Below are 25,721 nucleotides of genomic sequence, written 5' to 3' on the forward strand. Positions count from 1 at the left end.
TTCTCAATCAATGGGCGGAAAAGTTGCGTTTTCCTGTGATTTTGCGGTATAGTACAATGGTTCAGAAGGGGGCATGTACTATGAAAAAACGACGCTCTGGTACGAACCAGCGTACCGTCCGGAAATTGACGTTCTTGATCGAGATTGATGAAATCAAGGCACTTCATCTCCGCAACGGCATTTTTGCCTTTTATCGCAAGGGTGAACTCATCCATGCGTTCGAGCCATTTAATGTAAAACAACCTGATGCGTTATCGAAACGGAGTTACCATTTCGACCAGCATGATATTTTATTGATGAACGAACGATTCCCGCAACAAATCCCGCTGTACGATGAAGCGATGACGCTACGCTCTTGGGCGGATCAAGTCGAATACGGCTTGTACCAACTGATCGACTCCGGTCGCTTATCATTTGTCCACGAGGACGATACCGGCTATAAAATGGAAGCGATGATCCAATGGACAGGCGAGGTGCTTGATGTCCCGACGCCGGTCTATAAAAAAGGAAAAGACCCAAAGTAAACACTTTGAGTCGTCCACAGCTGTTTCCCCTTCCGGGAGACGGCTTTTTTTATATTATTTTACGGTAATGACCCGTTCCGTCACCCGCGTATGACGTCCGGCCGATGTCGCGAAGACAAGTTTGTATGTTCCTTTTTCTTTCAAAGCATACGTATACTTGTGCGTGCCGTTTCGAAGGCGTTCGTTCGTAAACGTCTTGACGACCTTTCCGTCCTTGTAAATACGGGTCAACGTCTTGGCATTGGAATACTCATCAAAGTAAAAAGAGAACGTTTGATTTGGCTTTAAAACAGAAGGAACGGTTACCTTCGAAATCGGTGCGGGAATCGTCGCAAGCATTCCGGCATTCAAACGACCTGTTCCGTAGTGTAACGTTGTATCTCCCTTTTTCTTCGCCGCGGCGGCATACAGCTTATCTCGTAAGGTATTATTTGAAATAAACGGATTTTTTGATTTTGCCAGCGCGATGACACCACTGACGACCGGAGTCGCCATTGATGTTCCGTCAAGATAACCGTATTTGTTGCCGACAATCGTCGAGTACAATCCTTCCCCAGGCGCCATGATGTTTAATCCTTTTCCGTAATTGGAGAAGGTCGAAGCACGCCCGAGCATCCCGACTGAACCAACGGAAATGACCGATTTCATCGAAGAAGGAAATAGCAGTTTGTTGCGCCCGTCGTTTCCTGCGGCACTGACGACCATGATGTTTTTGGCTTCTGCTTTTTTAATGGCTTCTTCCATATACGGATCGGGTTCATATTGTCCGAGAGACAAGTTGATCACATCCGCCCCTTGCGCAATCGCATATAAAATACCGTCCCCGATATCAATTGATTCCGCAATATCACCATCAAAGACGTCAGCGCCAATCAGTTTGACACCGGACGCGACACCGACGATTCCTTTACCGTCTTCTGCCGCTGCAACGATTCCGGCGACGTGAGTCCCGTGATCATCCGGTTTCCGGATACCGGAAATCGTCGTCGTTTTATAAATGACATTCTTAAATTCCGAATGCTTCACATCGATGGCATCATCAATGATCGCGACACGGATATCCGATTTACCACGGCTGTATTTCCAGTAAGTAGGAATACGTGATTGATCGAGATATGTCTGTTGCAATTGAGCGGAATCCATCGCTTTTTCAGCGACGTTGACCGGAATTAACTCTGCTTCCACATCGGATTCATCGAGGTGCGGCAATGGTTCGACGAGTGAAAAACCGTCTTGTTTCAATTCCCGCACTTCCTGAAGTCCCTGCTCCGAAAGCCACGTTTGTTTTTGTTGTTCCGTAAATGTCGGATCATACTGCACATATTGAGAATTAGCGAACGCAGAAGTAGGTAACCCTACAGCGATAGCAAATGTGAGTAGTGCAAGTTTATTTTTCAATGTGGACCCTGCCCTTCTCTTTACATGCCGATTCGAATGATGTGCTGACCCAAAAAACGGACTAGAAAAACGGTACGGTCCCGTCGGACTCTTCGCTGACTTCAAATGGAATGATTTTTCCGATCGTGACATAAGAATAATACCGGACGAGAACAGCACGCCAACGCTTGGCATCAATTCCGGTCAGATCTTCTCCGAGCGGCGAACCGTCAAACGTTTCAAACTGTTGGCAGAAAAAAGCTTCTTCCGCCTCGCTCCACGTCACGGCTTCCCCGATGAATCCGGTGGAAAACCGTACAAAATCAGCAATCGATGGACCAATCACTTCGGATGGCAGACGTTCGCTCATCCGACCGACCAATTCATATCGATCCCGCTCCGCCTGGTCGGCCTCCTCGAGTGAGTGGCACAACAAGACTTCCCGGTTGATTTCAACCAAAACGACATAATCACCTTGCGGCAAATTGACGTGTATCATCCCTACACCCCTTGAATTGAATTCGTGTAGTATCTAGATGTCACTTTCTATGGGTTAATTTATAATGTCCATTTTCGATCAAACATCAATTCTATCGGTTCGTTATCCTTAGACTTTAACACACGGACACGCGTCGTATCAATTTGATCGAGCAAATCCGCATCTCCTAGCGACCGGACGGCCGGTGCATCCGCCTGCTCGATCCGGTCCCGGAACGGTGTCAATAAATCCTGTTGACCACTTGCGAGCGCGTACCAAGCAAGACGCGCAAACGGCTCATCCTTCGCCGTTTCCAAGGCATAACTCTCAAATATATCTGGTAAGTAACTGGCAAATTGATCGAGGGCGTCAATTCGTTCCGCCAAGTCGAGAATGGTTAACCAACTCGGCAGTGATAATAACGATTCACTTGACCACCAATCGATCAAATCAATATGTTCTTTAAACAACTGCTGGGCTTCCGGACGATCGATGAAATAATGCATCGTCTGAATCAATTCATTCCAGGCAATCGTCCAGTATTCTTCCGACGGATTGGCGGAGATGAAAAACTGCCGGTAAACCGTCAACAGTTCCGATACTTCTTGTAACCGTTCGACTTCGAGCCGTTGATTTAATCGGCTAACTGCTTTTGTGAAATAACTTGGTTCCAATGTTAACGCCATATACAGTAATTTCGGGACATCTTTTAATTCTCCTTGATCGACCGTCTCAAACAATTCCTGAATCCATTCTGGCTGTGGGTTTGTCATACTCTTTTCTCCTCTGCATAGTAAATTTATTTACTATACCCGAAAAAGAATTAGCTTAATCCTTTTTTCAAACGGCACCGATCCGAAATGCCGTCTCTTCACTGCACATGACGATAAATGTCGTATTGGACGGGATCGTTTCGTCGAGCCGTTGGTTCAAATCGAGTCGTTTTCCATCCGACAGTAAGGTTACGCCATCCTCAAGCAACGCATGAAACGCATCCCGAAATGTCACCCACTCCGGTTTGGCAGCCATTGAAAACATGCCGTCCCCGTCTTTCGTCAAGAGATTGGTCACGATTTTCGTCACACCCGGGTGATGGGCGGCTAGAATCGCCATCCGAGCAACCGTCTCGTCTCCGAGCAACACTTCATCTACCTTGACCTGTTCAAAACTGTCGAGGTGCTCAGCAAGCATCATCTCGACAATCGTATAGATGTTTGGATTCGCCCGTTCAAGACTGGCTGCGATCAATAACGTCCGGCCGTCGGCAAGTGCCGGCGGAATCGAATGATCGGCAAGGACAATCGCCCGGGTCGCTTTCTTGATATTCGCCCGCTGCAAGGTCGAATCGAGCGCCGGATCCCCGCTGACATAATGAAAACGGGGATGACTGAACGGTTCCCGTTCCAGATCATCAATCAAAATCACATCGGTCGTTTCCAACAATTCGTCAATGACGTGTTTTGAGCGCCGGCTGTAACCAAACACTAACGTATGTCCCGTCTCTTTCACTTGTAGTAACCCTCTTTCCTTTTGATTGCGAATCAGTTGGACACCATCGACGAGTTTGGAAATCAAACCGCCGACGATGCCGATTCCGAAGATAAAAACGAAAATCGTCATGAAGCGCCCGAAGTCTGTATTCGGGAAAAAGTCCCCGTAGCCGACTGTCACGACCGTCGTCATCGTCCAGTAGACGGCCCGGAAATACGAACCGAACGTATCCGGTTCCGCGAGATACATGATGAACGCCACCCCGAACACAAAAACAAACGATGCATATGCCAATGTGCGCATCCTTAAAAAGGACATCCGCCGTAAAAAACGTAACCACACCATCTTTTTTCATCCTTTCCGAACAATTCCTGTTTTTCTCCTGTCAATAAGGGCGAAGGAGGTGATACACATGACACAAGCCGAAGAAATCAAAACGAGTTTAGTTGTGGTCTTTGAACGAAAGGACAAAGTGACACCGAACGGAGACGCGGTTCTCGCCCGCCGCCGTTTCAATGGTCTGCGTGCCGACTTGGAGCCACAAGTCGCAGCTTCGATCGGTCAAGCGATTGGACAATTGCTTGCCGGCTCGTACACGCATACGGAAATCAGCCGTGATTTCGCTTTACTTAACGCTTAATCCCGTTACTCACCATGTTAAAGGAGGAATTTGATGGAACACACGATTGTATTAACATTCGAGACGTCGCTGAAAAAACCGTATCGTCTCCGTTTGCCAGGCGCAAAGGCCGAGACATCTGTCGCGGAAATCAAAGCACTCGGCCAACTGATCGTCGATCACGATCCGTTTCATAACGGTATCGTGAAGTTAAGCCAGGCCGAGCTGCAAAACAGTTCGGAATCGGCTTACGCCATCTGACCGAAGAAAAGTTCCGTCATCATCACCCGTAGAGGTGGTGGTGACTTTTTTTTGGTATACTGAAATCATCAAGCAATTGGAAAGGAAGTCAATTTATGGCCAAACGCCCTCTTACGCCCCGCGAATGTGAACTTGTCGTCAGCAGCCTCTACGTGATGGAGCTGATTCCATTCGAGGGAATCATGGAACGACTCGAATCGATCACCTTACGCGACATCATTGGACCGGTCGCTGCCGGTGAGATGACCCGGGATCAGGCCGCGGACGCTCTCGATCAATACATCAAAGTACGCCGCCGCCGCTTCCGAAACGTTCCACCGGAGCATTTGTGGTCCCTTGACGACCGGATGGAGCAGGAAGCGTTACGGATGATCCGTAAACGTGCACCATTGACGGCCGGTGAAAAACTACAGCCGAAAGCGATTCCGTTCGAGATGGGCGATACGGTCGAAATGATGGTGACCGAAGTTCAAGAACGTAATGGAAAAGTCAACGTTATCGGAAAAGTCGGTCAAGTGACAGCGAAATTACCGGTCGCGAATCGTCAGGCCGTTAAAAGCAGTAAAACGATGACGGCATGGATCACCGGCATCGAAAAGAAACCAGCCTTGATTCATCTGTCGACGTCCGATTACGGGAAACATCAACCATCTGCGGACGTTACGGAAGCCTATGTCACGGCCGTTGCCGCACTCCGGGAATATTTTGAGACGATGACGGAACCGACGACGGAAGAAGTCGATCTCGCGAAATCATTGTTCCAACGGATGATTCGCCGTGATCAAAATGACTGGTTCACCGTCTATGTCGCAATGGGCCGCCCTCAGCTCGATCATGTCCGGCGCTGGGTCAAAGTCATTCAAATGCTCGGAAAATCATTGCGTGGTGACGAAGAAGCGACGCGTCTGCTTGCGTCCCAGGAAGATCGTTTCTTTAAAGATGCTTTGCTCCGGGCATGCCGGGCGGCTGAAAAAAACTTTTCGACTCCTATGTAAGGCTTTCGACTAGAAGGACGTCTTTTCCTCGTTTATGTTCCCATCATTTTTTAATAACAGTCCCGTTCATCTTTTTTTATGATGGAACGGGACTGTTGTCGTTTCGGCACAAAAAAAGACGGGCGGCATCTGCCGTCCGTCTTCCGAATTATGCGATATCCACTGTTGATTCTAAAGCACGACAGGTCCGGCGCACGGTCGGAAGGAAATCCGTCCGTTTGGCGACTCCGCCTTCAATCAAAAAGTGCTGGACACCTTTCGTCCGCTGGATCGCGGTCAAAACCGTGACCAGCTCGATGAACCAGTTCGAAATCAATTCCACGACCTGTTCATCAAATGCTGCAGCTCCATACACATCATACCCGTTCTCGCAGAGATGGTTCGGGAAACGTTCCTTGAACCGAAAAATCAGTGTAGCCGTCGTCGGAATGTAAAAGTGATCGAAGGCGATCCGTTGTTCTTGATCTGTTTCTTTCTCCGTCAGTCCATCCATCATCAACTTCGGTTGACTCCCGATATTAAGAGTCCAACTTGTTTTCTTTCGTTCACCGGTGGAAGTGATCGTTCGCATGGTTTCGTCCATCTCCTTTGATGTGTAAGCGTTTACCTCTTCATTTTACAAGTCATTCGACGATTCCTGCAACCGTCAATTTCTTAAAAATGAACGATGACTTCATCTGACGTTCAGTCTATCAAATTTTAACCGGTTTGACGATGTCAGTAATTAACAAGCCCGTTGCCAGTTCGAAGCCAATTCGACGGCAATCCCCCTTCCTTTTTTGAAACCGGTCAGCGTTCCGTCTTGTGGTGAGACCGCTCTCATCATTGCCCGAGAACAGACTTTACGAAAAAACTATTAGCAGCTAACGAAATGTGATACCATTCAGTGGAATCACAGAAAGAGGAGAGAACAATATGCGAAAAGTTTTTCGATTAAGCATCTTGTTCGTATTGATCGTCCTCATCGGTAGTAGCATCATCTACTGGCAAAACCGGGAACGTGTCCAAAATGAATTGTACCGCACCTATTATGGACAATCCGGTGTCCCAGCCGAGAACATCGACATCTACGAACAAGCCGGTGACCGGTACGGGGTCGATTGGAAGTTGCTTGCCGCGATTCACCGCGTCGAGACGATCTTCTCGAAATCGTCCGCCATGCAGTCTTCGGTCGGCGCAATCGGTCCGTTCCAATTCATGCCAAAAACATGGGTCGGATGGGGATACGAAGGCGGCACGTCACTTGGTGACATCGAGCACGACGGAATCGACCTGACGGATCCGGACGCCATCAAACAATACGGTGGTCTTGGCGTTGATGCAAATGGAGACGGCAAAGCCGATCCGACGGATTTGACGGACAGCGCCCATACGGCAGCCAAGTACCTCAATCAGCATGACGTCACGAAAAGTTCCGATCGAGCGACGCTTGAATCTGCCCTGTTTGAATACAATCGCAGTGAACAGTATGTCAGCGACGTCCTCGACCAATACGATGACTATCAACAACAAATCGAGCCGATTGATGTGAACGCGCTCGATTTCAAGAAACAGACACTTGCCCAACTCCTTCGCATCAGCTTACGTTTGACCAACTAAAAGGAGGCACCACCATGACACAACCCGATCGTTCGACATTGACGATTGAGGAATCGTCGATTCGCGTCCAAACGACGTTTGACGACGCAAAAACGAAACGCTATTTACGGAGTTACATTTTTGATGATGTTGAAGACGGCACTCATGTCGCCGCTTTGATTTACACGCCGCGGACGACGGATGCCTTTTTATCCGGAACGACGACCCAGCGTGCTTACAACCTGATGAAAAAATACGTCGAGGGTCCGGTCCGTCAGTACGACATCATCAGTTTAATGCCCGATTTGCTCGTCAGTGAGGATTTACCGTTTGCCCAGGCGAGTTTTGATGAACTCAATTACGAGTTCGTCGAACAGACGTTGCGTCACGTCAAGGAAAAGAACGGTGTCGTCTTATGCGGTTGGGGATCACCCGGGCGCTTGATGCACCATTTGCCGGCTTACGAAAAGCTGTTTGAGCAGTATGCCGATATCCTCTATTGTTCCGGCATCACCTCAAAAGGTGAACCGAACCACCTTCGTTTGACCGTCGACGACAGTCCGATGATCACGTATCAGGACATGAAGTTAAAAGCGAAGAAGTTAAAGCGTAGTAAATAATTCTGCTCGGCAGGTGTTCTTCCCGTATGATTGTTGCGGAAGAACACCTTTTTTTGTAGACTGTCTACTTTTTCTCCTATCTCACAAAGATACCGTCACTTAAATACGACTAGAAGGAAAGTTAGGCACTTTGTCATTTTGGAATGAAGAGGATGAATTTATCGCCCCTGCTTTACTTGAATCGGACATCCACCGGATTCAGCACGAAATTGTCGGTCGTTTTCAAGGCTACCTCGAAAAATTATCAGAACAACACGGAGGATCTGTCGTTTGTAATGCTGCCTCAATAGATTTTGAAAACACGTGGTCAAGAACCGAAACGATTAGTACGTGAATTGATGTTTGCATCAAAAAGAAGCGATGGACGTGTCCACCGCTTCTTTTTTATTTTCGTGAGTTTCACTACTCTTCACCCGGCTCCTACAGAGAAAAGCGGATGAAAAGAGCGTGAGATGTTGCACGATCTTGCTTTGTTTTTAGAACAACATGATTTCAAGCAGGCAGTCGACAAGATCCTTTTCCAGATCAAACGCCTGAAGCTGATGCATCAAGTTGACCGGTTCCAAACGCTGCGACAACAACCGGTACAAGCGGTCCTTCAGATCATAGCCGATCTCCGCCTGATCGAGAAACGTATACAACCGCTCCATCCGGTTATCATTCGTCGACATATCGACTTGAAGCGACAGGACTTGCGTCTCCCCGAGTTCACCAAGTTCAACCGACAACGATTGGGTCTGGTGATCATAACGGCTCGGCAGGACTTCCCCATCTCGGGAAACGTGTCCTTCATTAACACCGCGCAGAATCAGTGTCACCTTACGTTTTTCCGGCAACAGTTCCCGTTTGCCGAATGGTGTTGCGATCGTCAGGGTCCGTGACGCCCAGTCCAGCTCAAATGCTGTTTCGACATTTTCTCCATCCCGGTGTGCGACACCGACGTTATCATCTTCAAATAACGTGAAGCGGTTCGACGCACCCGGGAAGACAAGCAATTCAAGATGATCCGGATTGTGCAGCGCGTTCGAATGTTCAAGGTGTTGACCAAGCGGAACGATTGCCCCGGCCTTTGCCAGAACTCCTTGATCTTCGAGTTTGCGGAACAACCGCATCTGTTTGCCACCCGTATAGCGGTGACCGGTGAAGAAATCAAACCATTCGCCGTCCGGTAACCAGGCAGTCGTCGCTGCGACATGCAAGTTCGGATTCATCGGTTCGACGATCGGCGTGACCATCAATTCCGTTCCGAAGTAATATTGGTTCGGAACGGCATACGCCAGTTCCTCTTCCGGATGCTCATAGTACATCGGTGAGACGAGCGGCAGACCGTCAAAGTGATTCCGGGCATTCATCGTATAGATGTACGGGACAAGTTGGTGCCGCAGACGCAGGTATTTCTTCATCACTTGTTCCGACTCGACCGAGTACCGCCACGGCTCTTTCCCATTAAAGATACTCATCGTACTGTGGAGACGCATAATCGGGCTGAAGACACCGTACTGGAGCCAACGCGTCGACAGTTCGTCGTCCTTCTCGCCACGCTGGTGTCCCCCGATATCATGACTCCACCAGCCGTAGCCGATGTTTGATGCCGTCGCCGTGAAATACGGTTGGAATTTCAGTGATGCCCACGAAATCAACGTATCTCCTGAGAAACCGACCGGATAGCGGTGACTGCCGGGTCCGGCATACCGTGAGAAGATCAACGGACGGTTGCCGTCCCGCGCGATGTCAAGGGCATGATAATGATTGAGCATCCATAGCGGATCAAGCCCCTTCATCTTCGAGTTCGCGCCTTGCTGCCAGTCGATCCACCAGAAATCAACGCCGTCGGCTTCATGCGGGTGATGCAGTTTCGTAAAATAGTTTTCAATGAAATCGCGATCTGAAAAGTCGAACGGAATCCGGTCTTCCGTATCCGGATCGACCCCCATCGCAACGGCCATCGCCTCATACGCTTCCTCGAATCCACGGACGCCGTCCGCCGGGTGCAGGTTAAGTGTCACCATCCGGTCGTCGTCTTTCAGCCATTGCAGGAATCCTTTTGGATCCGGGAACAGATCGCGGTTCCACGTGTAGCCCGTCCAACCGCTGCCGTACTTCTCCGGAATGTCCGTCACGTGCCAGTCCATGTCGATGACACTGACCGAAAACGGAACGTCTTCCGCTTTGAAACGGTTCATTAAATCCTTGTATTCTTTTTCGTTATAACGCCAGTAGCGGCTCCACCAGTTCCCGAGCACTTGCCGCGGCAACATCGGAGTCGGACCGGTCAACCGGTAAAAGTCTTTTAACGCCTGTTTGTAGTCGTGCCCGTAGCCAAAGTAATAGATGTCTTGTGCACCTTCTTGACGCGGTTCAACGAAGTGATCGTCCGTCAAGACGAACGAGGCGGAGTCATCAATTGCCGCGTATCCTTGGCGGGAGATGATTCCTTCTTCCAGCGGAATCGCCCCGTCAGCGTGGTCAAGCGTCCGCGCTGTTCCTTTTAAAGTCCGGAGCGGTCCGCCGTACGTGTAGCGGCTGTAATACGTACTGAAGTTCCCAAGGACGTCGATGTACAGCGTGTTCGACGCAAACGGACCTTTCGTATAGTGCAGGTGGACGTGTTCCGTAATGATTTGCAGTTCGGTTTCGTCTTCGACGATCCGGTAAGAAGGAACCGGAAAATCACGGTACCACACGGTTTGGGTTGGTCGATCCTCGAATTGTCCGTCCGCTGCGTACTCGAGTCGGATGAGACGACTTGTTAAAACGGTGAAGCGATACGTGTCGCCTTGGACAATCGCTTCTGGTCGTGCCACTGGTTTCATGTCTCGGGTATAGAAATGGGATTCGTCAATTGTGCGCATACGGGATCAGGACGCGAACGCCCTTGTCACTTCCTTCCAAAAATGAATGTGCAACCGATTACACTAGTAGTGTATAAAACTTGTTGTTCCCGTTTCAAGTGACAGCTAATCAAAAAGCACCGCCCCCTACAGAAATGAGGACGATGCTGTGAACATTATAACAACGGTGAAATCAGACGCGAAAACGATTCGAAGATTCGGAACCGCATCGGTCGCTTCACATAATTCGCCGAAGACAGCTGGATTGAAACGTCAAAATCATCAATAAAGTCACGCTCAAGCCGGGCGGCACTCTCGGAATCATACATAAATGCCATCAATTCGTAGTTCAAGACGAAACTCCGGATATCCATGTTCGCCGTTCCGACGACGGCAATCTTTCCGTCGACGAGAAACAGTTTGGCATGGACGAAATGACGGTTATACGTATAAATCTTGACACCGTCATTCAACAACGGGCCAAAATAGGATCGCGTGCCGTAGTAAGATGTGAAACTGTCACCTTTGCCCGGCGTCAGAATCCGGACATCCAACCCGGCGCGTGCCGCGAGACGAAGTAATGTCATCGTTTCGTTATCCGGAATCAAGTACGGCGTCGAGATCCAAATTGACCGTTGAGCCGAAATGATGGCGGCAATCAGAGCATTCCGGATCGCCGGATCTTTAGATGTCGGTCCGCTCGTCACGACCTGTACCGCACCGTCCGACTCGACATCATGTTTCGGGAAGTAATGGTGTATCGCTTCGTCACCGGCAAACGTCTCCCACGTGTCATTGCCTTCGAGGTGCGCATACAACCAATCATCGAGGAACGTCGCCTGCAATTCCTTGACCGCCCGCCCTTCCAAACGGAGATGCGTGTCACGCCAAAAACCAAACTTCTTACTTTTGCCATCGTATTCATCACCGACGTTTAGTCCACCGGTAAAGCCTACTTTCCCGTCGACGACGACGATTTTCCGGTGATTGCGGAAGTTGGCCGTAAAGATGAACAACGGACTCGAAATCGGGTCATACGCCGCAATCTTCGCCCCGGCTTCCCGGAGCGGTTTCAAAAACCCTTCTCCGAGCATATAGCTGCCGAGTCCGTCAAACATGAACCGGACTTCGACGCCGGCGTTCAAACGCTCGATCAATGCTTCCCGGATCGCTTGACCGGTCTCGTCGTTGCGGTAAATGTAGTACTGAATGTGGACATGATGTTCGGCAGAACGAATCGCCCGAAGGATTTCCGGAAACGTCTCGCTACCGTTCGTCAGGATTTGACTCGCCGTGTGGACATCCACCCCGCCGCCACCGAAGTTGCGGATCGTGTTGGCAAGTTTCAAATGATTTGGTGGCAACTCGCTGACGGCAAGCGACCGGACCGGACGAATCGCCTGTTTCAGCAAGGTCCGCTCGTCATGCGACCGCCGGTTCCGGCGCCGGCGACGCGGATTTCGCCCAAACATCATCCAGATGATGACACCTAGAATCGGTAAGAAGATCAAAACTAAAAACCAGGCAATCGTCGATTCCGCTGTCCGGTTCTCGATGAAGATGATCATGATGACGGCAAGTGGTACGACGGTCGCGGAAATCGTCAGGACATAAAACAGGTAGCCTAATTGATATAGCCCCCAAATGATTCCCCCTGCGACTAAAAACACGAGCGCGAACTGTAAAATCCGATTGCGCACTAGACTTCCTCCTCTGCAACGTACTCTATTGTTCTATTTCCCTGTCTCCTTTAAAAATATAGCAAAAAAAGAAACCACGGATGTGATTTCTTTAAAAGTTGACCTATTTTGAAAAATTCATGTCGTACATCTCGCGACCCGGAATCGGATCACTCAAGCTGGCCCAATCCGTTTCGTCTTTCTGGACGAGGCAGGCGTCGAACTTCGCTTCGAGTATCTGTTGATCAAAACCGATGCCGATCAAGACCAGTTCCGTCCGGCGATCGTTGATACTTTCGAAACGACCGGCATATTCCATGTTCGACGCATATCCCGCTTGATGGAACAGCAAAGCGATTTCCGGACGGGTCGCCAGATACAAAAAGCCTTTGGCGCGGACAACTTCTTCCGGCCACGCCTCAATCAAGGCCAGCAACCGTTCCGGGTGAAACGGAACATCCCGTTTGTAAACGAACGAACTGATTCCGTACTCTTCCGTTTCCGGAATATGTTCCTCGGCATTCAGCTCGCGAATCCAACCGGCACTCGCCGCCGCCTGTTCGAAATCAAACAGATCGACGTCCAGAATCTCGGCCGGATCAACCTGCCCGTGTGTCGTCTCGATCAGTTTGGCAATCGGATTCAATGCCTTCAAATAGCCGATGACATCGTGCTTTTCGTCCTCCGTCAACCGGTCGATCTTATTCAATAAAATGATATCGGCGAACTCGACCTGATCGACCAGCAGATCCACGACTTCACGGACGTCCGTCTCGTCGACCGCCTGTTGCCGTTCAATCAGGGATTCGCCGGATTCAAAGTCCTTCAAGAACCGATAGCCGTCGATGACCGTCACCATCGCATTGATTTTCGTCGTTTCCGTCAAATCAATCTGACTGTCTTCATCGAGGTATGTAAAGGTTTGCGCAACCGGAATCGGCTCCGAGATGCCGCTCGATTCGATGACGATGCCGTCGATATTACCTTGATCGACCAGACGCCGGACTTCTAGCAATAAATCATCTCGTAACGTACAGCAGATGCAACCGTTCGATAACGTGACAAACGATTCTTCTGTGCGCGAGAAACCGCCTTGCTCGATCAATGTTGCATCGATATTGACTTCGCTCATATCGTTGACGATGATGGCAAGTTTTCGCCCTTGTCGGTTGTTCAGTAAATGGTTCAATACCGTTGTCTTACCGGAACCGAGATAACCGGACAGAACAGTGATGGGAATCGGATGCATAGAAAAAACTCCTTTTTAGTCAAATCGTAATCATTACGTTTTAAATAGTAATCGTTCCGATTTATCCTGTCAACTGATTTTGTCCCGATAAAAAAGCTTTCCCCGTTCCGGTCTGTGATACCGGGTCGGAAAAAGCCTATCGTGTAATGATGATTTGTGTCGCTTACTCAAAAAACGAGGTCCGCATCAACCGGACGATTGTTCCCGCCGCCTCCTGAGAAAATCCGGCAATCGTATAATGATTCGTTTTTGGAATCACATGGAACATTGCATTCGGTAAACTGCGGGCAAACCGTTCATGCGCGGCATTGATCCGTTTCGTCAGCTCCGGATGCAACCATTTCTCCGGCATTCCGCCGGCCCAGTCCGATGCCGATAACACCAGGACCGGCGGCGTAATATGCTCAACGACCTCTAAGACGTGCTGATTGTTTGCCTCAACCGCCTGCCATTCGTCCAGTGTCCCCCGCCAATGATTTTTCCGAGCCATGTTCCGCCACATCGGCACCCGGTCCGCTTCCGGCAGACTCGTGAACATCCGCGCGCCGAGATTATCGGGGATCAACCAAGCGATGGGTCGAACATGACTGAGTCCATACAAAAAGCGGTTCCATTCCTCTTGCGTCCGTTCGTACCAGTTTGGCAATTCCGCATCGACTTCCGGATGCGACGGGTCCAGTAAAACAATCCCTGCTGTGTCGTCCGGTCGACGGCGTCCGAGTTCAAGTGAGATGTATGCGCCGAGTGAGTGTCCGATGAAGACGAACGGTCCGCGAATCGCCAGCAGATCAAGGACCCGCTCCAGTTCGTCCGCTTGTTGCGTAAATAATCGTTTCGTTTTACCGCGCGTCGATTTTCCGTACCCGAGCCGCGAGTATTCAAAGACCCGTCCCTGTTTTAACAGTTCTCCGCGGAGCCATCCCCATTGATAATGGCTCGACATCATGCCGTGATCAAGGATGAACGTCACATTTCCCGTCCCCGTTAATCGTGTATCAAATCGCCCGTCCGCTGTATCCACAATTCTTTCCATTTCAATCCTCTCCTATTCAAACAAATCCAACTTGATGTCATAACCAAGCAGGTTTAAGTAATCAAACAATTGTGACCGGTGATGATACAAATGAACGGCTGCTTCCAGTAACCAGCCGGTCGAGCTGTCAGTCACTCCCCAATAGGTCGTTTTCGTTGAGAAACCGGTCGCAGATCGGTCTTGATAATACTGCCACGATTGTTCCAGCCGGTCGACAAGTTGGTCAGGCGGTACCGGGATGGCATAAAATTGAGCCATTTCGTCTGCCGTCCCTCCCGTTGCTATCCGTAGATCGGCTTCGAGCAAAACCGCCAGATGGACCGCCACTTCATACACCGACCGCTTCCCGGGAACCGGTCGTTTGTCCCAGTCCTCCGACCGAATTAATCGGATCAGACTACGTGTCGTCCGGACCCCGACACGAACATGCCGGTCAAGTGCCTCCTGCCAGTCATTCATGCAACCACCAGGCAAATGCCCGTTGCTCCATCTCTTTAACAAAAGTGTCCTTTCCGGCAATGTAGGCACTGATGTCTTCCGGATGATGGTTCGCCAGTTCCTCTTTGATTGTACTGTATGCTTCGACTTCCTGCGGGTGTTCCCGCAAGTAATCACGAAAGACAACGTGACGGGTAATTTCCGGATTCCCGCTCGCATAAAGATGAACATGATGTGTCCGGTGATCTCCGCCTTTGCGGTAATACCGACGACCCGGCATTCCGAATTCGCCTTTGACTTCGTAACCGATGGCTTCCATTGCCGCATTATAGGTTTCGATGCCTTCGAGCGAGTCGACGACCGGCAGGATATCCAAAATCGGTTTTGCTGACAATCCCGGAACCGACGTGCTGCCGATATGGTGAACCGTGAGCAGACGTTCCGCGAAGATTGTTTCCAGCCGGTCCGCTTCCTGCTTAAACGCTTCCGACCACGATGCTTGATACGGTGTGACGATGACTTGTCTCATTCAAATCTCTCCCCTCGTCTGTAGTATGCCAGTTTTTTCCCAAAAACTAAAACGACTCCTCATATGAGAAGCCGTTTTACTGCATTATTTTTTCGTGATGAAGTAACGTGATTGATCGAGACGGTCAGATGCTGTATAGATATTCATCTTGTATGAACCCGTCGCAAGACCGGTCCGCATCTTCAAGACATAGTTACCGTGGTTGTCGGCAACGTCTTGCGCAATCAATTTGTAGCCGTTGCTTGTTTTTTCGAACAAACGGACGATTTGACGTTTTTCGACTTTACCCGTCAACGTCTTTTTGCCTGTCCATTGTTTGACCGGATACGTATTTTTGATCGTAAACGATGCTTTTTTCGTAAATTTGTTTGAGATATCTGTCGACTTCACCGTATACGTACCGATCTTCAAGCCGTCTTTAACCGGAATCTTGAAGCCGCTTGCCGTCGTCTTCGCTTTGGCGATTTTCGTCGAACCTTTGTAAAGCGTGACATCCAGCCCTTCTGTTGCTTTTCCTGTTAGGACTGTCGAACCGTAAACAGCTGACTTTTTATCGATGGCAGGTGTCGCGACGACGCCCGTTCCGACCGTAATCGTTTTTTCAGTTTTCATGAATCCGAGTTCTGAAACGACTGTCAGCTTGTCACGCAGTTTGACCGGACGAACCGTGACCGCATACTTGCCCTTTTGATCCGTTGTCGCTGTACCGAGGACCGTCGTCCCGCGTTTCACCGTCACTTTTGCACCTGCGACGGCTGTTCCTGTCACTGTTTTTGCTCCCGGTTTGACGGCACTGACACTAACGTTGAAGTTTTTCATTGGCACGTCTAACTTAAATTTCAAGAATGAACCTGTCTCACCAGCCCGTTTGACACCTGTGTTCGTGATGCCTTCATACCGTTTCGTATAGTCCGCTGCTGCTTCTGCTGAATCAAAGTCGACCGTGACCGGTTTGCTCGCGACAAGTGACCAGTTATCATCCGCTTGATAGTTGACCGGTTGTTTTGCTTTGATGAAGTCCGAGATAACGTTTCGCGTTTCATACGCTGACTTGTAGACGATGTTCTTTCCGCCGCCGAGACCCGGGAAGCTGGCGCTGCCGGCACGGTAGTTGTTGGTTGCGACGAGGAATTCTTGATCGTTTTTGATTGCCTTGCCTTGGTACTTGATGTTTTGGACACGATTCGCCGTTTCATTAACGACGACGCCGTTGAAGTCATACTTCGCCGGTTTCGTGATATCGATTTCGTACGTCAAGCCGTCCAAAATATCAAAGTTATAGCTGCGGAAGTCTTTGTTCAGCAAGTCTGTTTTTGCATCCGTCACTTCATTGAATTGACCGGCTGACATTTCGAGCCAGTTCTTGACGTCAGATCCTGTGACTTTGACGACTTCAAGCGTGTTCGGATAAACATAAAGATCGGCAACATTCTTCAAGGCAATCGGACCTTTTTTGATTAACGTATAGTCAGACGCATTGACTTGGTTCCGGCCGCCTGTTTTGAACGGTGCACCGGCAGACAGGAGTGGCAAATCTTTATACTGTGCGAGATCCGCATTGTCTTTTAGTTGTTTCTCGACGTACCATTTTTGCGCGTTCGTGACAAACTGGACAGAATCATCATCTTTGACGAGGGCAAAGAAGCTTTGGATATCGTCGTTGATCGTTCCGACTTGCTGACGGATGTAGGCGAGTGTTCCGGCATGCGCCTTTTCAATCAACTTGACGGCACCGGCATCTGCTGTCGTCTCTTTTGTGACGTCCGCCAGTTTCGCAGCCGATGTATCCACGACCCATTTATCGCCGTCTTGTTTTAACTGCAAATCGATCACACCGACGTTTTTCCCTTGCGTGTTCGCCATGACGACCGGTTTGCCGTTGATGAGACCGTTTGCTGCATCGACGTTCGGCAATTTATTAAATGCCGAATCTGTTGCCGGGAACTTTCCGTGCTGGTGACCGGTCATCAAAACATCGATGTCGGCGATTTTCGTCAGCGCATAACCCACGTTCTCGTCGCCGTCTTTTTGGTCCGTCGTATCCCCGATTCCCGTGTGTCCGAGTGCGACGACGACGTCTGCACCGGCGTCTTTTAATTTCTTCGCTGTTGCTTTGGCCGTCGGAATGATATCTTCGGCCGTGACTTTCCCGGTCAGGTTGCCGGCATCCCACGCCATGATTTGTGGTGTGACGACTCCAAAGACACCCACCTTGACCGTTTTCATCTGACCGTTTTGATCCTTGACTTGGCGTTCGATGATTTGATAATCTTTGCCGTCTTCATTGTAGTCCGAGACGATCGGTTTTTTCGTGACGGCATCGAGGACGTTCGAGTTCACGAACTTAATTTCGCCTTTAGACGCACCCATCGCATTTTTCAAGAAGTCGAGTCCGAAGTTGAACTCGTGGTTCCCGAGGGTGACGGCGTCATAACCGAGGTATTCCATCAACTCATACATCGGATGTTTGCCTTTGTTGCCTTTGTCGTATTCGTTTTTGACGTAGTCGCCAAACGGTGTCCCTTGCAGTGTATCTCCGTTATCAAACAGGAAGCTGTTTGATTCCCCGACGACGTTCTGCTCTTGTTTGATGACGGTCGCTGCTTTGACAAGTCCAATCGACTCATCCTGCGCATCCTTGAAATAATCGTAGTTCATTGAGTTTGTATGTAAATCAGTGGTCTCTAAAAAACGAAGTTTGACGACGCTGTTGTCGGCGGCGAGTGTCTTGACTTGAATGACGGGCGCAAGCATCGGTGCGATCAACGTGCTGGCAATGACGATTTTCGTGACTTGTTTCATCTGATTTCCCCCTAAGTATAAATGACTGCTCAACTAATTTAACACGCTTTCATTGTAGCTTATAGTCTCATCGAATAGGTCGGACATCCGTCTTATTTAATCTACTTAAATAATTCCAAATACTGGCTTTACAAACTTCATTTAGACTTAATCTTTTTAAAAGAATCATCGTATTTTTTGCAGTGAACAGCAGTTTTCCTCTCTATTTGAAAAATAAAACAACTTACGCCATACTTCTGTTAGGAAATGACAACTCACTTCAGTACATATCAGATATATTAAGATTCTCGGCGAAGGAGATTTCAATTATGAAAAATACTCAGCTTCATCCATCCATTCCCCAATTAGAACGGGATATCGAACGTATGGATCAACATATCCTTGATTTGACCGCGCACATAGAGACGCTGGAAAATCTTTTAATGAGGATGATCGAGCAAAAAGCATATACTCCGGATCTACTCACCTCTATTGACTATGTGATGCTCAAACGCAACGCTTCTTCCACAGCAGTTTTACAACTTCCTTTGTTTTTAATACGGATTCAAAAAGACTATCAATTTTCAGGCATCATTCCCACCTTGACTCATTTCCATTCTGAGTTGCTAACCACTTTATCGATTGATGAAAAGGAACAAGAGAACTATCCGATTGAGATTTCAAAACAATTGATTCATGAGAAATTGAAATCAGGAGTATTTGATGTCGGAGAAAAAATTCTGAACAATCAATAGGTCGAAACTAAAAAAAGAGCACAGATTCTTTCGACTGTGCCCTTCTCATTACATAGCTATTCTTAAACCGATCATTCTTTGTTTATGAAACAGTTGGTTTTCGTTTGATGACAAAGCCGATTAATCCGGCAATCAACGCCATACCGGCTGCATAGAGCGGTGTCAGTCCAACCGGTTGTTGCGTAAACTGCAGTAAGGCTTCATTCCGCCAGGCGACCGTAAAGTTTGCCGTCGTCGCTTGAGCGACAAGGAAACTCGTGACGCCGACCAGAACCGCAAAGACAATCGGATCAAGAATCGTCCGGAACGCACGGATACTGACGAGTAGATACAAAACAAACGGAATCAAGATCAAGACCCAGTAAGCACTTTCCGAATCAATCGGCTCCGGTACGGATCCGGCTGATTCCGCATCGAGCGCCTGAATCGTCTGGCGGGCAATGCCGTAATCAACCGGTTCAAGATTCAGTTGGGTATCCGACAAATCGGGTCGTTCGCCGCCGAGGATCGTCAGCAGTTGTTCCGTCACCCGGTCGGTATCCACTTCCGCCAGGACATCCTCAATCGATTGATTTAATTTGCCGGTTGATGTCTCCCCGTTCAGCATCGTCACCGGTACATCGACATCTGCTCCGAGAACATTCGCTTTATAGGAAATCTGTCCGCCGTGCAACAACTCGTACATGCCGCCGCTTCCGGCATCGAGACTCGCGACCGTCAAAGCCGTCCGAAGCATTGAATCTCCGTTGTATTTGGTTTCATCCGTCACGACGAGATACAGTTGGAGACAACTCGCAAATACCAATACGAGCAGGCTGCCCCGGGCTGCCGCCGACAAACCGGATAACCCTTGCGGATAGAGCGCCAGAAAACTTAAACCAATCACGATCCCAAGTGCCAGCAAGCCTTGTGTCAACACACCGCCTTGGAACGATAAAAAGGAAATCGATTCACTGCGCTGGACAAGAAAGAACCAGCCGATCCAGACCGTCACCAAAAAACTGACGGATCGGACTGTCCATCCGAGCCGGTTTGCTTTGATCCGCATCATTAAAAAGAGAATAAAAACAAATACGATCCCAAACACCGACAACAACAGTGATCCATAGGTGGCGTCGAATGTCAGCGGGGACAAGACTTGATTCAAATCAATCCCAAAGATCGATAACACATCTCCGGCTGAACTCGCCCCGAGCACTTGGTTGATGATTGCTTCCCGGACGGCACCCGGCATCGTCACGTCCAGTCCACCGACGAATAACAGCATCAGCGTGACCGTCACGTCACTGCTGCCCCAGGTGACACCTGCATCCTGCATTTGCTCGACGAGCGACTGGTAATCACCCGAGGATTCGATTTGTCCGGTCACGAGTGTCATCAGACCATATAAGACGGCAAAGAAAATTAGACCAAATCCAATCCCGAACACGAGATCCATAATCGAAAAGCGCCGGTTGCGCCGCTCTTGTCGTTGCTCCATCCTCAACCCCTCCTTTTCCTTTGTTTGATTATTCCTTTTCTATGCCGTTCAGAAACGCCGGTCGCCTAATTTCAATGACTTCTGGTCATTTCTGTACGATATACTCTAATTATAACCAAAACTGTATGGAAGAGGGATTTTGATTCCATGAGGAGGAACGACGTGACAACAGAACCAAATCAAACGCTCTTTGAGAACATCAGCAGACAGGCAAAACTTGGTCAGCTGCTTACGAAACCGACAGTACTGTCCGGTGGTCTTTTGCATCAGATGAATCAAATTCAGACAACGACCGGAACATATGCAGTAAAGTTGTTGAATCCATCCATCCTTTCTCGTCCGACCGCACGACAAAACTTCATCGATTCGGAACGGATTGTCAACGCTTTAGCAGGCAAAGTCTTCGCTCTGCCTGCCTTGACGATTGATGGATCTGCCTTGCAACAAATCGGTACACACTATTACCTTGTCTTCCCTTGGGTGGACGGTTCGATCTTGCCGATTAGCCAAGTCACACCGAGCCACGCTGAACTGATCGGTGAACAGTTGGCGCAGATTCATGCTGCGGACCTGTCCTCGCTGAAGGTTAAACAAACCGCTGCATCACCAGAGTCTCCGGTTCCATGGGACACATTCGCAGAAAAAATCCGTCAGCAAGGACTCACAGTGCTCGAACCTTATTGGACGGATTTAAAAAGAATCAAACGTTGGGACAGCGAAGCGTCTTCTGCCCTAAAACAACTGCAAGGAACATCGGTCCTCAGTCACCGCGATTTGGATGCCAAAAACGTATTGTGGAAGTCCGGTGCACCGATTCTCATCGACTGGGAATCGGCCGGTACGATTCATCCGATGCATGATTTTTTAGAAACGGTCCTCTATTGGTCGCTCGATGAGCAAAATCATGTGCGACAAGACCATTTTAAAGCCTTCTTCAAGGGGTATCATGCGGCAGGCGGTCGACTTGACTATCCAATTGAGCCGGCTCTGTCCGCTGGATATGCGAGTAAACTCGGATGGCTTGCCTATAGTCTGTCCAAAGCTCTTCATCTTGAACCCGTAACTGAAAAGAAGCAACAAGTTGCCGTTCAACAGGTGCACGAGACGTTAAAAGCGCTTAAAGACTACGAAGCGCTTTGTCCGGTGATTAGAAAGTGGTGGCGTGACAGTCAAAAGAACACGACTCGTACTTTTCAATAAGGAGTTGGATCCTCAATGTCCATCGATTACACTTACCTCATGACACTGATTAAAATGAATCAATTCAGCAAGGCAAAAATCTTATTTGAGACGTATGAAATCGATGAAATCAGTGAAAAAATCATCGGGGACGCCTTTGATCACGAGACAGATATTTTGTATCAGTTCGTCCGTTATCTGATTGAACAAAAAGAAACAGTCAAACTGCACGATTTAGCGTTTGATTTATTGGTCCATCCTTTTTGTCATTATAACCGCGCCTACTACCGAGCGTATGACCATGTTCAGCGAACAGTTGCCCTGACCCATCGTCAAGACGTCGCCTGCCTGGAGTGTTTGTTATTTTTAGCGGAAGTACCCGATCAAGTCACACCAAAACAGGAAGCCCTTGCTGTGGCGAATGAAATCTTACGGATGGAACCAAAGAATCGAGTCGCAAAAGACTTTTTGAAGGGGATGAAATAGACACATGCATCAGGTAGGGATGGAAACATTACTTCAATTACAAGCCCGCTTAATCAACGGTCAGCTCGAAGTGCAAAAGGAAAAAGGGTATGTCGAGGTCGAGTCGTTCACCTTCCACTCAGGCGCCAGCCCCGAAGAATTGGCTCGACTCCCAAAAGACACACCAAAAGAAATCGTACACTTTTTACGTGTTCATAATGGCGCTCGCCTTTATTTTACGCCGGACGGTGGCGGTGGTTTCGAGTTGTTTTCGATTGATGATATTTTGACTTACCTCCCGATTTGGGAATGTCCACCGGGCTTCATTCCGATTGGTGCCGGACCTGACGGCGAATGGCTCGTTTGCGAATCAATCAGTGAAGGCGACAATCGGATCTGGACCGGTGAATTCCTGACGTACGAAGATCCTGACTTCGAACGTCTCCCGTTCTCCTTCGATAAGTGGCTTGATTATCTGATTGTTGCGCAAGGGACGATGTATTGGGACTGGTTTCGGTAATCTTTTATGTATACATATACCTCTACTTCAGGAAAGCAAAGACAGGAATCCACCTGATTTTCACCTCATCTTACATGATCAAAAACGCACGAAAGCCTTGCCTCCGTTAACCGGAAGCAAGGCTCTTTTCAATTGCCATGATGTTTTTCTCTCTATTAGATACCTTCGTAAGCAAATTCCATGATTTGACGGAGTTCCGTCACGAGCGGCATTTTCGGATTCGCCGTTGTACATTGATCCTCAAACGCGTCGACGGCCATCTTGTCGAGTTTCGCTTCAAAGTCGGCTTTTTTGATGCCTTGGGCTTTAAACGACATCTTGATGTTGAGGCGTTGTCCGAGCTCACTGACGGCTTGGATAAACGACTCGACACCTTGTTCCGTCGTTGCTGCCGGCAGACCGAGGTATCGCGCGATTTCGGCATAACGTTCATCCGCAATAAACGATTCGTATTTCGGGAAGGCTGCCAGTTTTGTTGGTTTTGTTGCATTGTATCGGATGACGTGCGGCATCAGAATCGCATTTGTCCGACCGTGTGGTGTGTGGAACTCCCCACCGATTTTGTGCGCGATCGAGTGGTTGATGCCGAGGAAGGCATTCGCAAACGCCATTCCGGCCATCGTTGAGGCATTGTGGACTTTTTCGCGTGCTTCGGCATCTGAACCGTTATCGTAAGCACGTGGCAAGTACTCAAAGATTATCTTGATTGCTTTTAACGCCAGTCCATCCGTATAGTCGTTCGCAAGGACAGAGACGAACGCTTCTGTTGCGTGTGTCAAAACGTCCATCCCTGTATCCGCCGTGATCGAGGCAGGCACCGTCATGACGAACTCCGGATCGACGATGGCAACGTCTGGTGTCAATGCATAGTCAGCAATCGGATACTTCACGTTTTTCTCTTTGTCGGTGATGACGGTGAACGGTGTGACTTCTGATCCCGTACCGGATGTTGTCGGAATGGCAACGAATTTCGCTTTGTTGCCGAGTTCCGGGAATTTATAGGCCCGTTTGCGGATATCCATGAACTTTTGACGGAGGTTCGAGAACGTTTCGTTTGGCTGCTCGTAGAATAACCACATGCCTTTCGCAGCATCCATCGCCGATCCGCCACCGAGGGCGATAATCAAGTCCGGTTTAAAATCACGCATTGCTTGGGCACCGACTTGAACAGTCGTCACGGATGGATCCGGTTCGACTTGGTCAAAGATCCGGTAGCTGACGCCGGCCGGCAAGTTACGGATGACTTTGTCGGCATAACCGAACTCAACCATCGATTGATCGGTGACAATCAACGCCCGTGAGACATTTTGAATCGATTTCAAGTATTGAACCGAGTTTTTTTCAAAGAAAATCTTTTCCGGTACTTTGAACCACTGCATGTTCACGCGTCGTCTCGCCACCTTCTTGACATTGAGTAGATGTTTCGCCGTTACGTTTTCTGAAACCGAGTTTTTACCGTATGATCCGCAACCGAGTGTCAACGATGGTGTCAATTCGTTGTAGAGATCGCCGATTCCGCCGTGTGCCGATGGACTGTTGACGAGAATCCGGCAGGCTTTCATCCGGAGACCAAATGCCGTCATCAACTCATCGTTTGTTGTATGAATGACGGCCGTATGACCAAGTCCGCCGATTTCAAGCATGCGTTCTGCGACGTGGAAAGCATCATTCGTTGAAGCTACACTGTACGCACCGAGGACAGGACTTAATTTTTCGTGTGACAACGGCTCTTCCGCCCCGACTTTCTCAAGTTCCGCAACGAGCATGACGGTGTTGCTCGGAACGTCGATGCCGGCTTTTGCTGCGATCCAGGTCGCTGGTTTCCCGACGATGTCCGCATTGACGGCACATGTATCGGTTTTGATGACCAGTGCCTCCAGACGTTTTTTCTCGTCCGGTGTACAGAAGTAGCAACCGAGTGCTTCCATTTCTGCCCGCACTTCGGCATAAATCTCTTGATCGACGATGACCGCTTGCTCGGACGCACAAATCATTCCGTTATCAAATGTTTTTGAGAGAACCAAATCACTGACGGCGCGTTTGATTTTAGCTGTTTTTTCGATGTAACACGGTACGTTACCCGGTCCGACACCAAGCGCTGGTTTTCCGGTCGAGTACGCCGATTTGACCATGCCGGCTCCGCCTGTCGCGAGGACCATCGCGATATCGGTGTGATTCATCAAGACTTTCGTTGCTTCGAGTGACGGTTGTTCGACCCACTGGATACAATCTTTTGGTGCACCCGCTTTGACGGCCGCATCGCGTAATGTTTTCGCTGCTTCGAGTGAACAGTTTTGTGCGGACGGATGGAAGGCGAAGACGATCGGGTTACGCGTCTTGATCGCGATCAATGCTTTAAACATCGTCGTTGATGTCGGATTCGTCACTGGTGTGACGCCACAGACGACACCGACCGGTTCCGCGATATAGGTGATGCCATTTTGGACGTCTTCTTCTAAAATCCCGACCGTTTTTTCATTCCGAAGACTATTATAGATGTATTCAGTAGCGAACATGTTTTTGATCATTTTATCTTCAAAGACACCGCGTCCTGTCTCTTCGACCGCGAGACGAGCCAGTTCGACGTGACGTTCCAGACCGGCGAGCGCCATGTCCCGAACGATCGTATCGATTTTCGTTTGATCAAATGTCAGTAATTCTTGAAGTGCCGTTTGACCTTTCGCGACGATTTGATTGATTGCTTGTTCGACAGGTGAGACATCTTGTTTGATTTTTTCTTTGACAGCCATGTTAGGTTTCCTCCCTATTTTGGAACGAATCTGAGTCTGCATTTCCCTACAGCATGTTAGGAATGCCAAGCTGATTTCGAATAGTTTGT

The 25,721-nt window shown here is 49.0% G+C and carries 25 protein-coding genes; 11 read left to right on the forward strand and 14 right to left on the reverse strand.

What is annotated here, in order from left to right:
* The first annotated feature begins 80 nt into the window (after window positions 1-80).
* The gene (locus tag ACHA8N_RS06905; protein ID WP_393965233.1) at window positions 81-524 is read left to right on the forward strand and encodes a hypothetical protein; all 444 of its coding nucleotides are present in this window, start codon (window positions 81-83) and stop codon (window positions 522-524) included.
* Between the two features lie 54 nt (window positions 525-578).
* Here ACHA8N_RS06905 and ACHA8N_RS06910 read toward each other — a convergent pair whose 3' ends face one another.
* The 4 genes from ACHA8N_RS06910 to ACHA8N_RS06925 form a co-directional block, all read right to left on the reverse strand.
* Entirely contained in the window at window positions 579-1,922 is a 1,344-nt protein-coding gene (locus ACHA8N_RS06910; RefSeq protein ID WP_147511356.1) for a S8 family peptidase, read from the reverse strand.
* A 61-nt stretch (window positions 1,923-1,983) separates the two neighbouring features.
* Window positions 1,984-2,400, reverse strand: a complete 417-nt coding sequence (locus tag ACHA8N_RS06915) for a hypothetical protein (RefSeq protein WP_147511357.1) — start codon at window positions 2,398-2,400, stop codon at window positions 1,984-1,986.
* Between the two features lie 59 nt (window positions 2,401-2,459).
* On the reverse strand, window positions 2,460-3,152 hold the full coding sequence (locus tag ACHA8N_RS06920; RefSeq protein WP_147511358.1) for a hypothetical protein: 693 nt from the start codon (window positions 3,150-3,152) through the stop codon (window positions 2,460-2,462).
* 67 nt (window positions 3,153-3,219) lie between these two features.
* On the reverse strand, window positions 3,220-4,215 hold the full coding sequence (locus ACHA8N_RS06925) for a potassium channel family protein (RefSeq protein WP_393965234.1): 996 nt from the start codon (window positions 4,213-4,215) through the stop codon (window positions 3,220-3,222).
* A 67-nt stretch (window positions 4,216-4,282) separates the two neighbouring features.
* On the opposite strand from ACHA8N_RS06925, the gene ACHA8N_RS06930 reads away from it, so the two are divergent.
* The 3 genes from ACHA8N_RS06930 (at window position 4,283) to ACHA8N_RS06940 (ending at window position 5,745) form a co-directional block, all read left to right on the forward strand.
* Window positions 4,283-4,510, forward strand: a complete 228-nt coding sequence (locus tag ACHA8N_RS06930; protein ID WP_147511360.1) for a DUF1659 domain-containing protein — start codon at window positions 4,283-4,285, stop codon at window positions 4,508-4,510.
* Between the two features lie 33 nt (window positions 4,511-4,543).
* On the forward strand, window positions 4,544-4,750 hold the full coding sequence (locus ACHA8N_RS06935; protein ID WP_393965235.1) for a DUF2922 domain-containing protein: 207 nt from the start codon (window positions 4,544-4,546) through the stop codon (window positions 4,748-4,750).
* Between the two features lie 95 nt (window positions 4,751-4,845).
* A complete protein-coding gene (locus ACHA8N_RS06940; RefSeq protein ID WP_393965236.1) occupies window positions 4,846-5,745 on the forward strand; it encodes a hypothetical protein in 900 nt (299 codons plus the stop codon).
* 148 nt (window positions 5,746-5,893) lie between these two features.
* Here ACHA8N_RS06940 and ACHA8N_RS06945 read toward each other — a convergent pair whose 3' ends face one another.
* Window positions 5,894-6,316: a hypothetical protein gene (locus ACHA8N_RS06945; RefSeq protein WP_147511363.1), complete on the reverse strand. Its 423-nt coding sequence runs from the start codon at window positions 6,314-6,316 to the stop codon at window positions 5,894-5,896.
* Between the two features lie 344 nt (window positions 6,317-6,660).
* On the opposite strand from ACHA8N_RS06945, the gene ACHA8N_RS06950 reads away from it, so the two are divergent.
* The 3 genes from ACHA8N_RS06950 (at window position 6,661) to ACHA8N_RS06960 (ending at window position 8,277) form a co-directional block, all read left to right on the forward strand.
* Window positions 6,661-7,344 carry a lytic transglycosylase domain-containing protein gene (locus tag ACHA8N_RS06950; RefSeq protein ID WP_393965237.1) on the forward strand — a complete coding sequence of 228 codons (684 nt, stop codon included), beginning with the start codon at window positions 6,661-6,663 and terminating at the stop codon, window positions 7,342-7,344.
* Window positions 7,345-7,358: 14 nt separating this feature from the next.
* Window positions 7,359-7,943: a DUF1643 domain-containing protein gene (locus ACHA8N_RS06955; RefSeq protein ID WP_393965238.1), complete on the forward strand. Its 585-nt coding sequence runs from the start codon at window positions 7,359-7,361 to the stop codon at window positions 7,941-7,943.
* A gap of 130 nt (window positions 7,944-8,073) precedes the next feature.
* Window positions 8,074-8,277 carry a hypothetical protein gene (locus tag ACHA8N_RS06960; protein ID WP_393965239.1) on the forward strand — a complete coding sequence of 68 codons (204 nt, stop codon included), beginning with the start codon at window positions 8,074-8,076 and terminating at the stop codon, window positions 8,275-8,277.
* Window positions 8,278-8,419: 142 nt separating this feature from the next.
* On the opposite strand, the gene ACHA8N_RS06965 is transcribed toward ACHA8N_RS06960, so the two are convergent.
* The 7 genes from ACHA8N_RS06965 to ACHA8N_RS06995 all read right to left on the reverse strand — a co-directional run bounded on the left by ACHA8N_RS06965 (window position 8,420) and on the right by ACHA8N_RS06995 (window position 18,504).
* A complete protein-coding gene (locus ACHA8N_RS06965) occupies window positions 8,420-10,795 on the reverse strand; it encodes a glycoside hydrolase family 31 protein (RefSeq protein ID WP_393965240.1) in 2,376 nt (791 codons plus the stop codon).
* 155 nt (window positions 10,796-10,950) lie between these two features.
* Entirely contained in the window at window positions 10,951-12,474 is a 1,524-nt protein-coding gene (locus ACHA8N_RS06970) for a cardiolipin synthase (protein ID WP_147511368.1), read from the reverse strand.
* Window positions 12,475-12,577: 103 nt separating this feature from the next.
* Window positions 12,578-13,702: a GTP-binding protein gene (locus ACHA8N_RS06975; RefSeq protein WP_393965241.1), complete on the reverse strand. Its 1,125-nt coding sequence runs from the start codon at window positions 13,700-13,702 to the stop codon at window positions 12,578-12,580.
* 163 nt (window positions 13,703-13,865) lie between these two features.
* Window positions 13,866-14,735, reverse strand: coding sequence for an alpha/beta fold hydrolase (locus ACHA8N_RS06980; protein ID WP_147511370.1), 870 nt, complete (start codon window positions 14,733-14,735; stop codon window positions 13,866-13,868).
* A 12-nt stretch (window positions 14,736-14,747) separates the two neighbouring features.
* Window positions 14,748-15,194: a DinB family protein gene (locus tag ACHA8N_RS06985; RefSeq protein ID WP_147511371.1), complete on the reverse strand. Its 447-nt coding sequence runs from the start codon at window positions 15,192-15,194 to the stop codon at window positions 14,748-14,750.
* A complete protein-coding gene (locus tag ACHA8N_RS06990; RefSeq protein ID WP_393965242.1) occupies window positions 15,187-15,702 on the reverse strand; it encodes a GrpB family protein in 516 nt (171 codons plus the stop codon). The genes ACHA8N_RS06985 and ACHA8N_RS06990 overlap by 8 nt, the downstream gene beginning before the upstream one ends.
* An 84-nt stretch (window positions 15,703-15,786) precedes the next feature.
* Window positions 15,787-18,504, reverse strand: coding sequence for a bifunctional 2',3'-cyclic-nucleotide 2'-phosphodiesterase/3'-nucleotidase (locus tag ACHA8N_RS06995; protein WP_393965243.1), 2,718 nt, complete (start codon window positions 18,502-18,504; stop codon window positions 15,787-15,789).
* 308 nt (window positions 18,505-18,812) lie between these two features.
* On the opposite strand from ACHA8N_RS06995, the gene ACHA8N_RS07000 reads away from it, so the two are divergent.
* Entirely contained in the window at window positions 18,813-19,238 is a 426-nt protein-coding gene (locus ACHA8N_RS07000) for a hypothetical protein (RefSeq protein WP_147511374.1), read from the forward strand.
* 82 nt (window positions 19,239-19,320) lie between these two features.
* Here ACHA8N_RS07000 and ACHA8N_RS07005 read toward each other — a convergent pair whose 3' ends face one another.
* Window positions 19,321-20,718 carry a hypothetical protein gene (locus ACHA8N_RS07005; RefSeq protein WP_393965244.1) on the reverse strand — a complete coding sequence of 466 codons (1,398 nt, stop codon included), beginning with the start codon at window positions 20,716-20,718 and terminating at the stop codon, window positions 19,321-19,323.
* 162 nt (window positions 20,719-20,880) lie between these two features.
* On the opposite strand from ACHA8N_RS07005, the gene ACHA8N_RS07010 reads away from it, so the two are divergent.
* From ACHA8N_RS07010 to ACHA8N_RS07020, 3 genes are read left to right on the forward strand one after another with little or no spacing between them, the layout of a single operon-like run.
* Entirely contained in the window at window positions 20,881-21,918 is a 1,038-nt protein-coding gene (locus ACHA8N_RS07010) for a phosphotransferase (protein ID WP_393965245.1), read from the forward strand.
* 15 nt (window positions 21,919-21,933) lie between these two features.
* Window positions 21,934-22,383: a hypothetical protein gene (locus ACHA8N_RS07015; RefSeq protein WP_393965246.1), complete on the forward strand. Its 450-nt coding sequence runs from the start codon at window positions 21,934-21,936 to the stop codon at window positions 22,381-22,383.
* 19 nt (window positions 22,384-22,402) lie between these two features.
* Window positions 22,403-22,882: an SMI1/KNR4 family protein gene (locus tag ACHA8N_RS07020; protein WP_393965247.1), complete on the forward strand. Its 480-nt coding sequence runs from the start codon at window positions 22,403-22,405 to the stop codon at window positions 22,880-22,882.
* A 155-nt stretch (window positions 22,883-23,037) separates the two neighbouring features.
* Here the strand turns inward: ACHA8N_RS07020 and adhE are convergent, their stop codons facing one another.
* Window positions 23,038-25,632 carry a bifunctional acetaldehyde-CoA/alcohol dehydrogenase gene (adhE, locus tag ACHA8N_RS07025; protein ID WP_393965248.1) on the reverse strand — a complete coding sequence of 865 codons (2,595 nt, stop codon included), beginning with the start codon at window positions 25,630-25,632 and terminating at the stop codon, window positions 23,038-23,040.
* Window positions 25,633-25,721: the final 89 nt, after the last annotated feature.

This window comes from Exiguobacterium sp. S22-S28, assembly GCF_043359615.1.
In the GTDB taxonomy this organism is placed as follows: domain Bacteria; phylum Bacillota; class Bacilli; order Exiguobacteriales; family Exiguobacteriaceae; genus Exiguobacterium_A.

Excerpts from the sequence above, each read along its gene's own strand:
- ACHA8N_RS06930 (WP_147511360.1), top strand. The coding sequence starts at position 4,283 with ATGACACAAGCCGAAGAAATCAAAACGAGTTTAGTTGTGGTCTTTGAA.
- ACHA8N_RS06995 (WP_393965243.1), bottom strand. The coding sequence starts at position 18,504 with ATGAAACAAGTCACGAAAATCGTCATTGCCAGCACGTTGATCGCACCG.
- ACHA8N_RS07020 (WP_393965247.1), top strand. The coding sequence starts at position 22,403 with ATGGAAACATTACTTCAATTACAAGCCCGCTTAATCAACGGTCAGCTC.
- ACHA8N_RS06985 (WP_147511371.1), bottom strand. The coding sequence starts at position 15,194 with ATGAATGACTGGCAGGAGGCACTTGACCGGCATGTTCGTGTCGGGGTC.
- ACHA8N_RS06940 (WP_393965236.1), top strand. The coding sequence starts at position 4,846 with ATGGCCAAACGCCCTCTTACGCCCCGCGAATGTGAACTTGTCGTCAGC.
- ACHA8N_RS07015 (WP_393965246.1), top strand. The coding sequence starts at position 21,934 with ATGTCCATCGATTACACTTACCTCATGACACTGATTAAAATGAATCAA.
- ACHA8N_RS06920 (WP_147511358.1), bottom strand. The coding sequence starts at position 3,152 with ATGACAAACCCACAGCCAGAATGGATTCAGGAATTGTTTGAGACGGTC.
- ACHA8N_RS06955 (WP_393965238.1), top strand. The coding sequence starts at position 7,359 with ATGACACAACCCGATCGTTCGACATTGACGATTGAGGAATCGTCGATT.
- ACHA8N_RS06935 (WP_393965235.1), top strand. The coding sequence starts at position 4,544 with ATGGAACACACGATTGTATTAACATTCGAGACGTCGCTGAAAAAACCG.
- ACHA8N_RS07005 (WP_393965244.1), bottom strand. The coding sequence starts at position 20,718 with ATGGAGCAACGACAAGAGCGGCGCAACCGGCGCTTTTCGATTATGGAT.
- ACHA8N_RS06925 (WP_393965234.1), bottom strand. The coding sequence starts at position 4,215 with ATGGTGTGGTTACGTTTTTTACGGCGGATGTCCTTTTTAAGGATGCGC.
- ACHA8N_RS06965 (WP_393965240.1), bottom strand. The coding sequence starts at position 10,795 with ATGCGCACAATTGACGAATCCCATTTCTATACCCGAGACATGAAACCA.
- ACHA8N_RS06945 (WP_147511363.1), bottom strand. The coding sequence starts at position 6,316 with ATGCGAACGATCACTTCCACCGGTGAACGAAAGAAAACAAGTTGGACT.
- ACHA8N_RS06905 (WP_393965233.1), top strand. The coding sequence starts at position 81 with ATGAAAAAACGACGCTCTGGTACGAACCAGCGTACCGTCCGGAAATTG.
- ACHA8N_RS07000 (WP_147511374.1), top strand. The coding sequence starts at position 18,813 with ATGAAAAATACTCAGCTTCATCCATCCATTCCCCAATTAGAACGGGAT.
- adhE (WP_393965248.1), bottom strand. The coding sequence starts at position 25,632 with ATGGCTGTCAAAGAAAAAATCAAACAAGATGTCTCACCTGTCGAACAA.
- ACHA8N_RS06915 (WP_147511357.1), bottom strand. The coding sequence starts at position 2,400 with ATGATACACGTCAATTTGCCGCAAGGTGATTATGTCGTTTTGGTTGAA.
- ACHA8N_RS06950 (WP_393965237.1), top strand. The coding sequence starts at position 6,661 with ATGCGAAAAGTTTTTCGATTAAGCATCTTGTTCGTATTGATCGTCCTC.
- ACHA8N_RS06980 (WP_147511370.1), bottom strand. The coding sequence starts at position 14,735 with ATGGAAAGAATTGTGGATACAGCGGACGGGCGATTTGATACACGATTA.
- ACHA8N_RS06990 (WP_393965242.1), bottom strand. The coding sequence starts at position 15,702 with ATGAGACAAGTCATCGTCACACCGTATCAAGCATCGTGGTCGGAAGCG.
- ACHA8N_RS06975 (WP_393965241.1), bottom strand. The coding sequence starts at position 13,702 with ATGCATCCGATTCCCATCACTGTTCTGTCCGGTTATCTCGGTTCCGGT.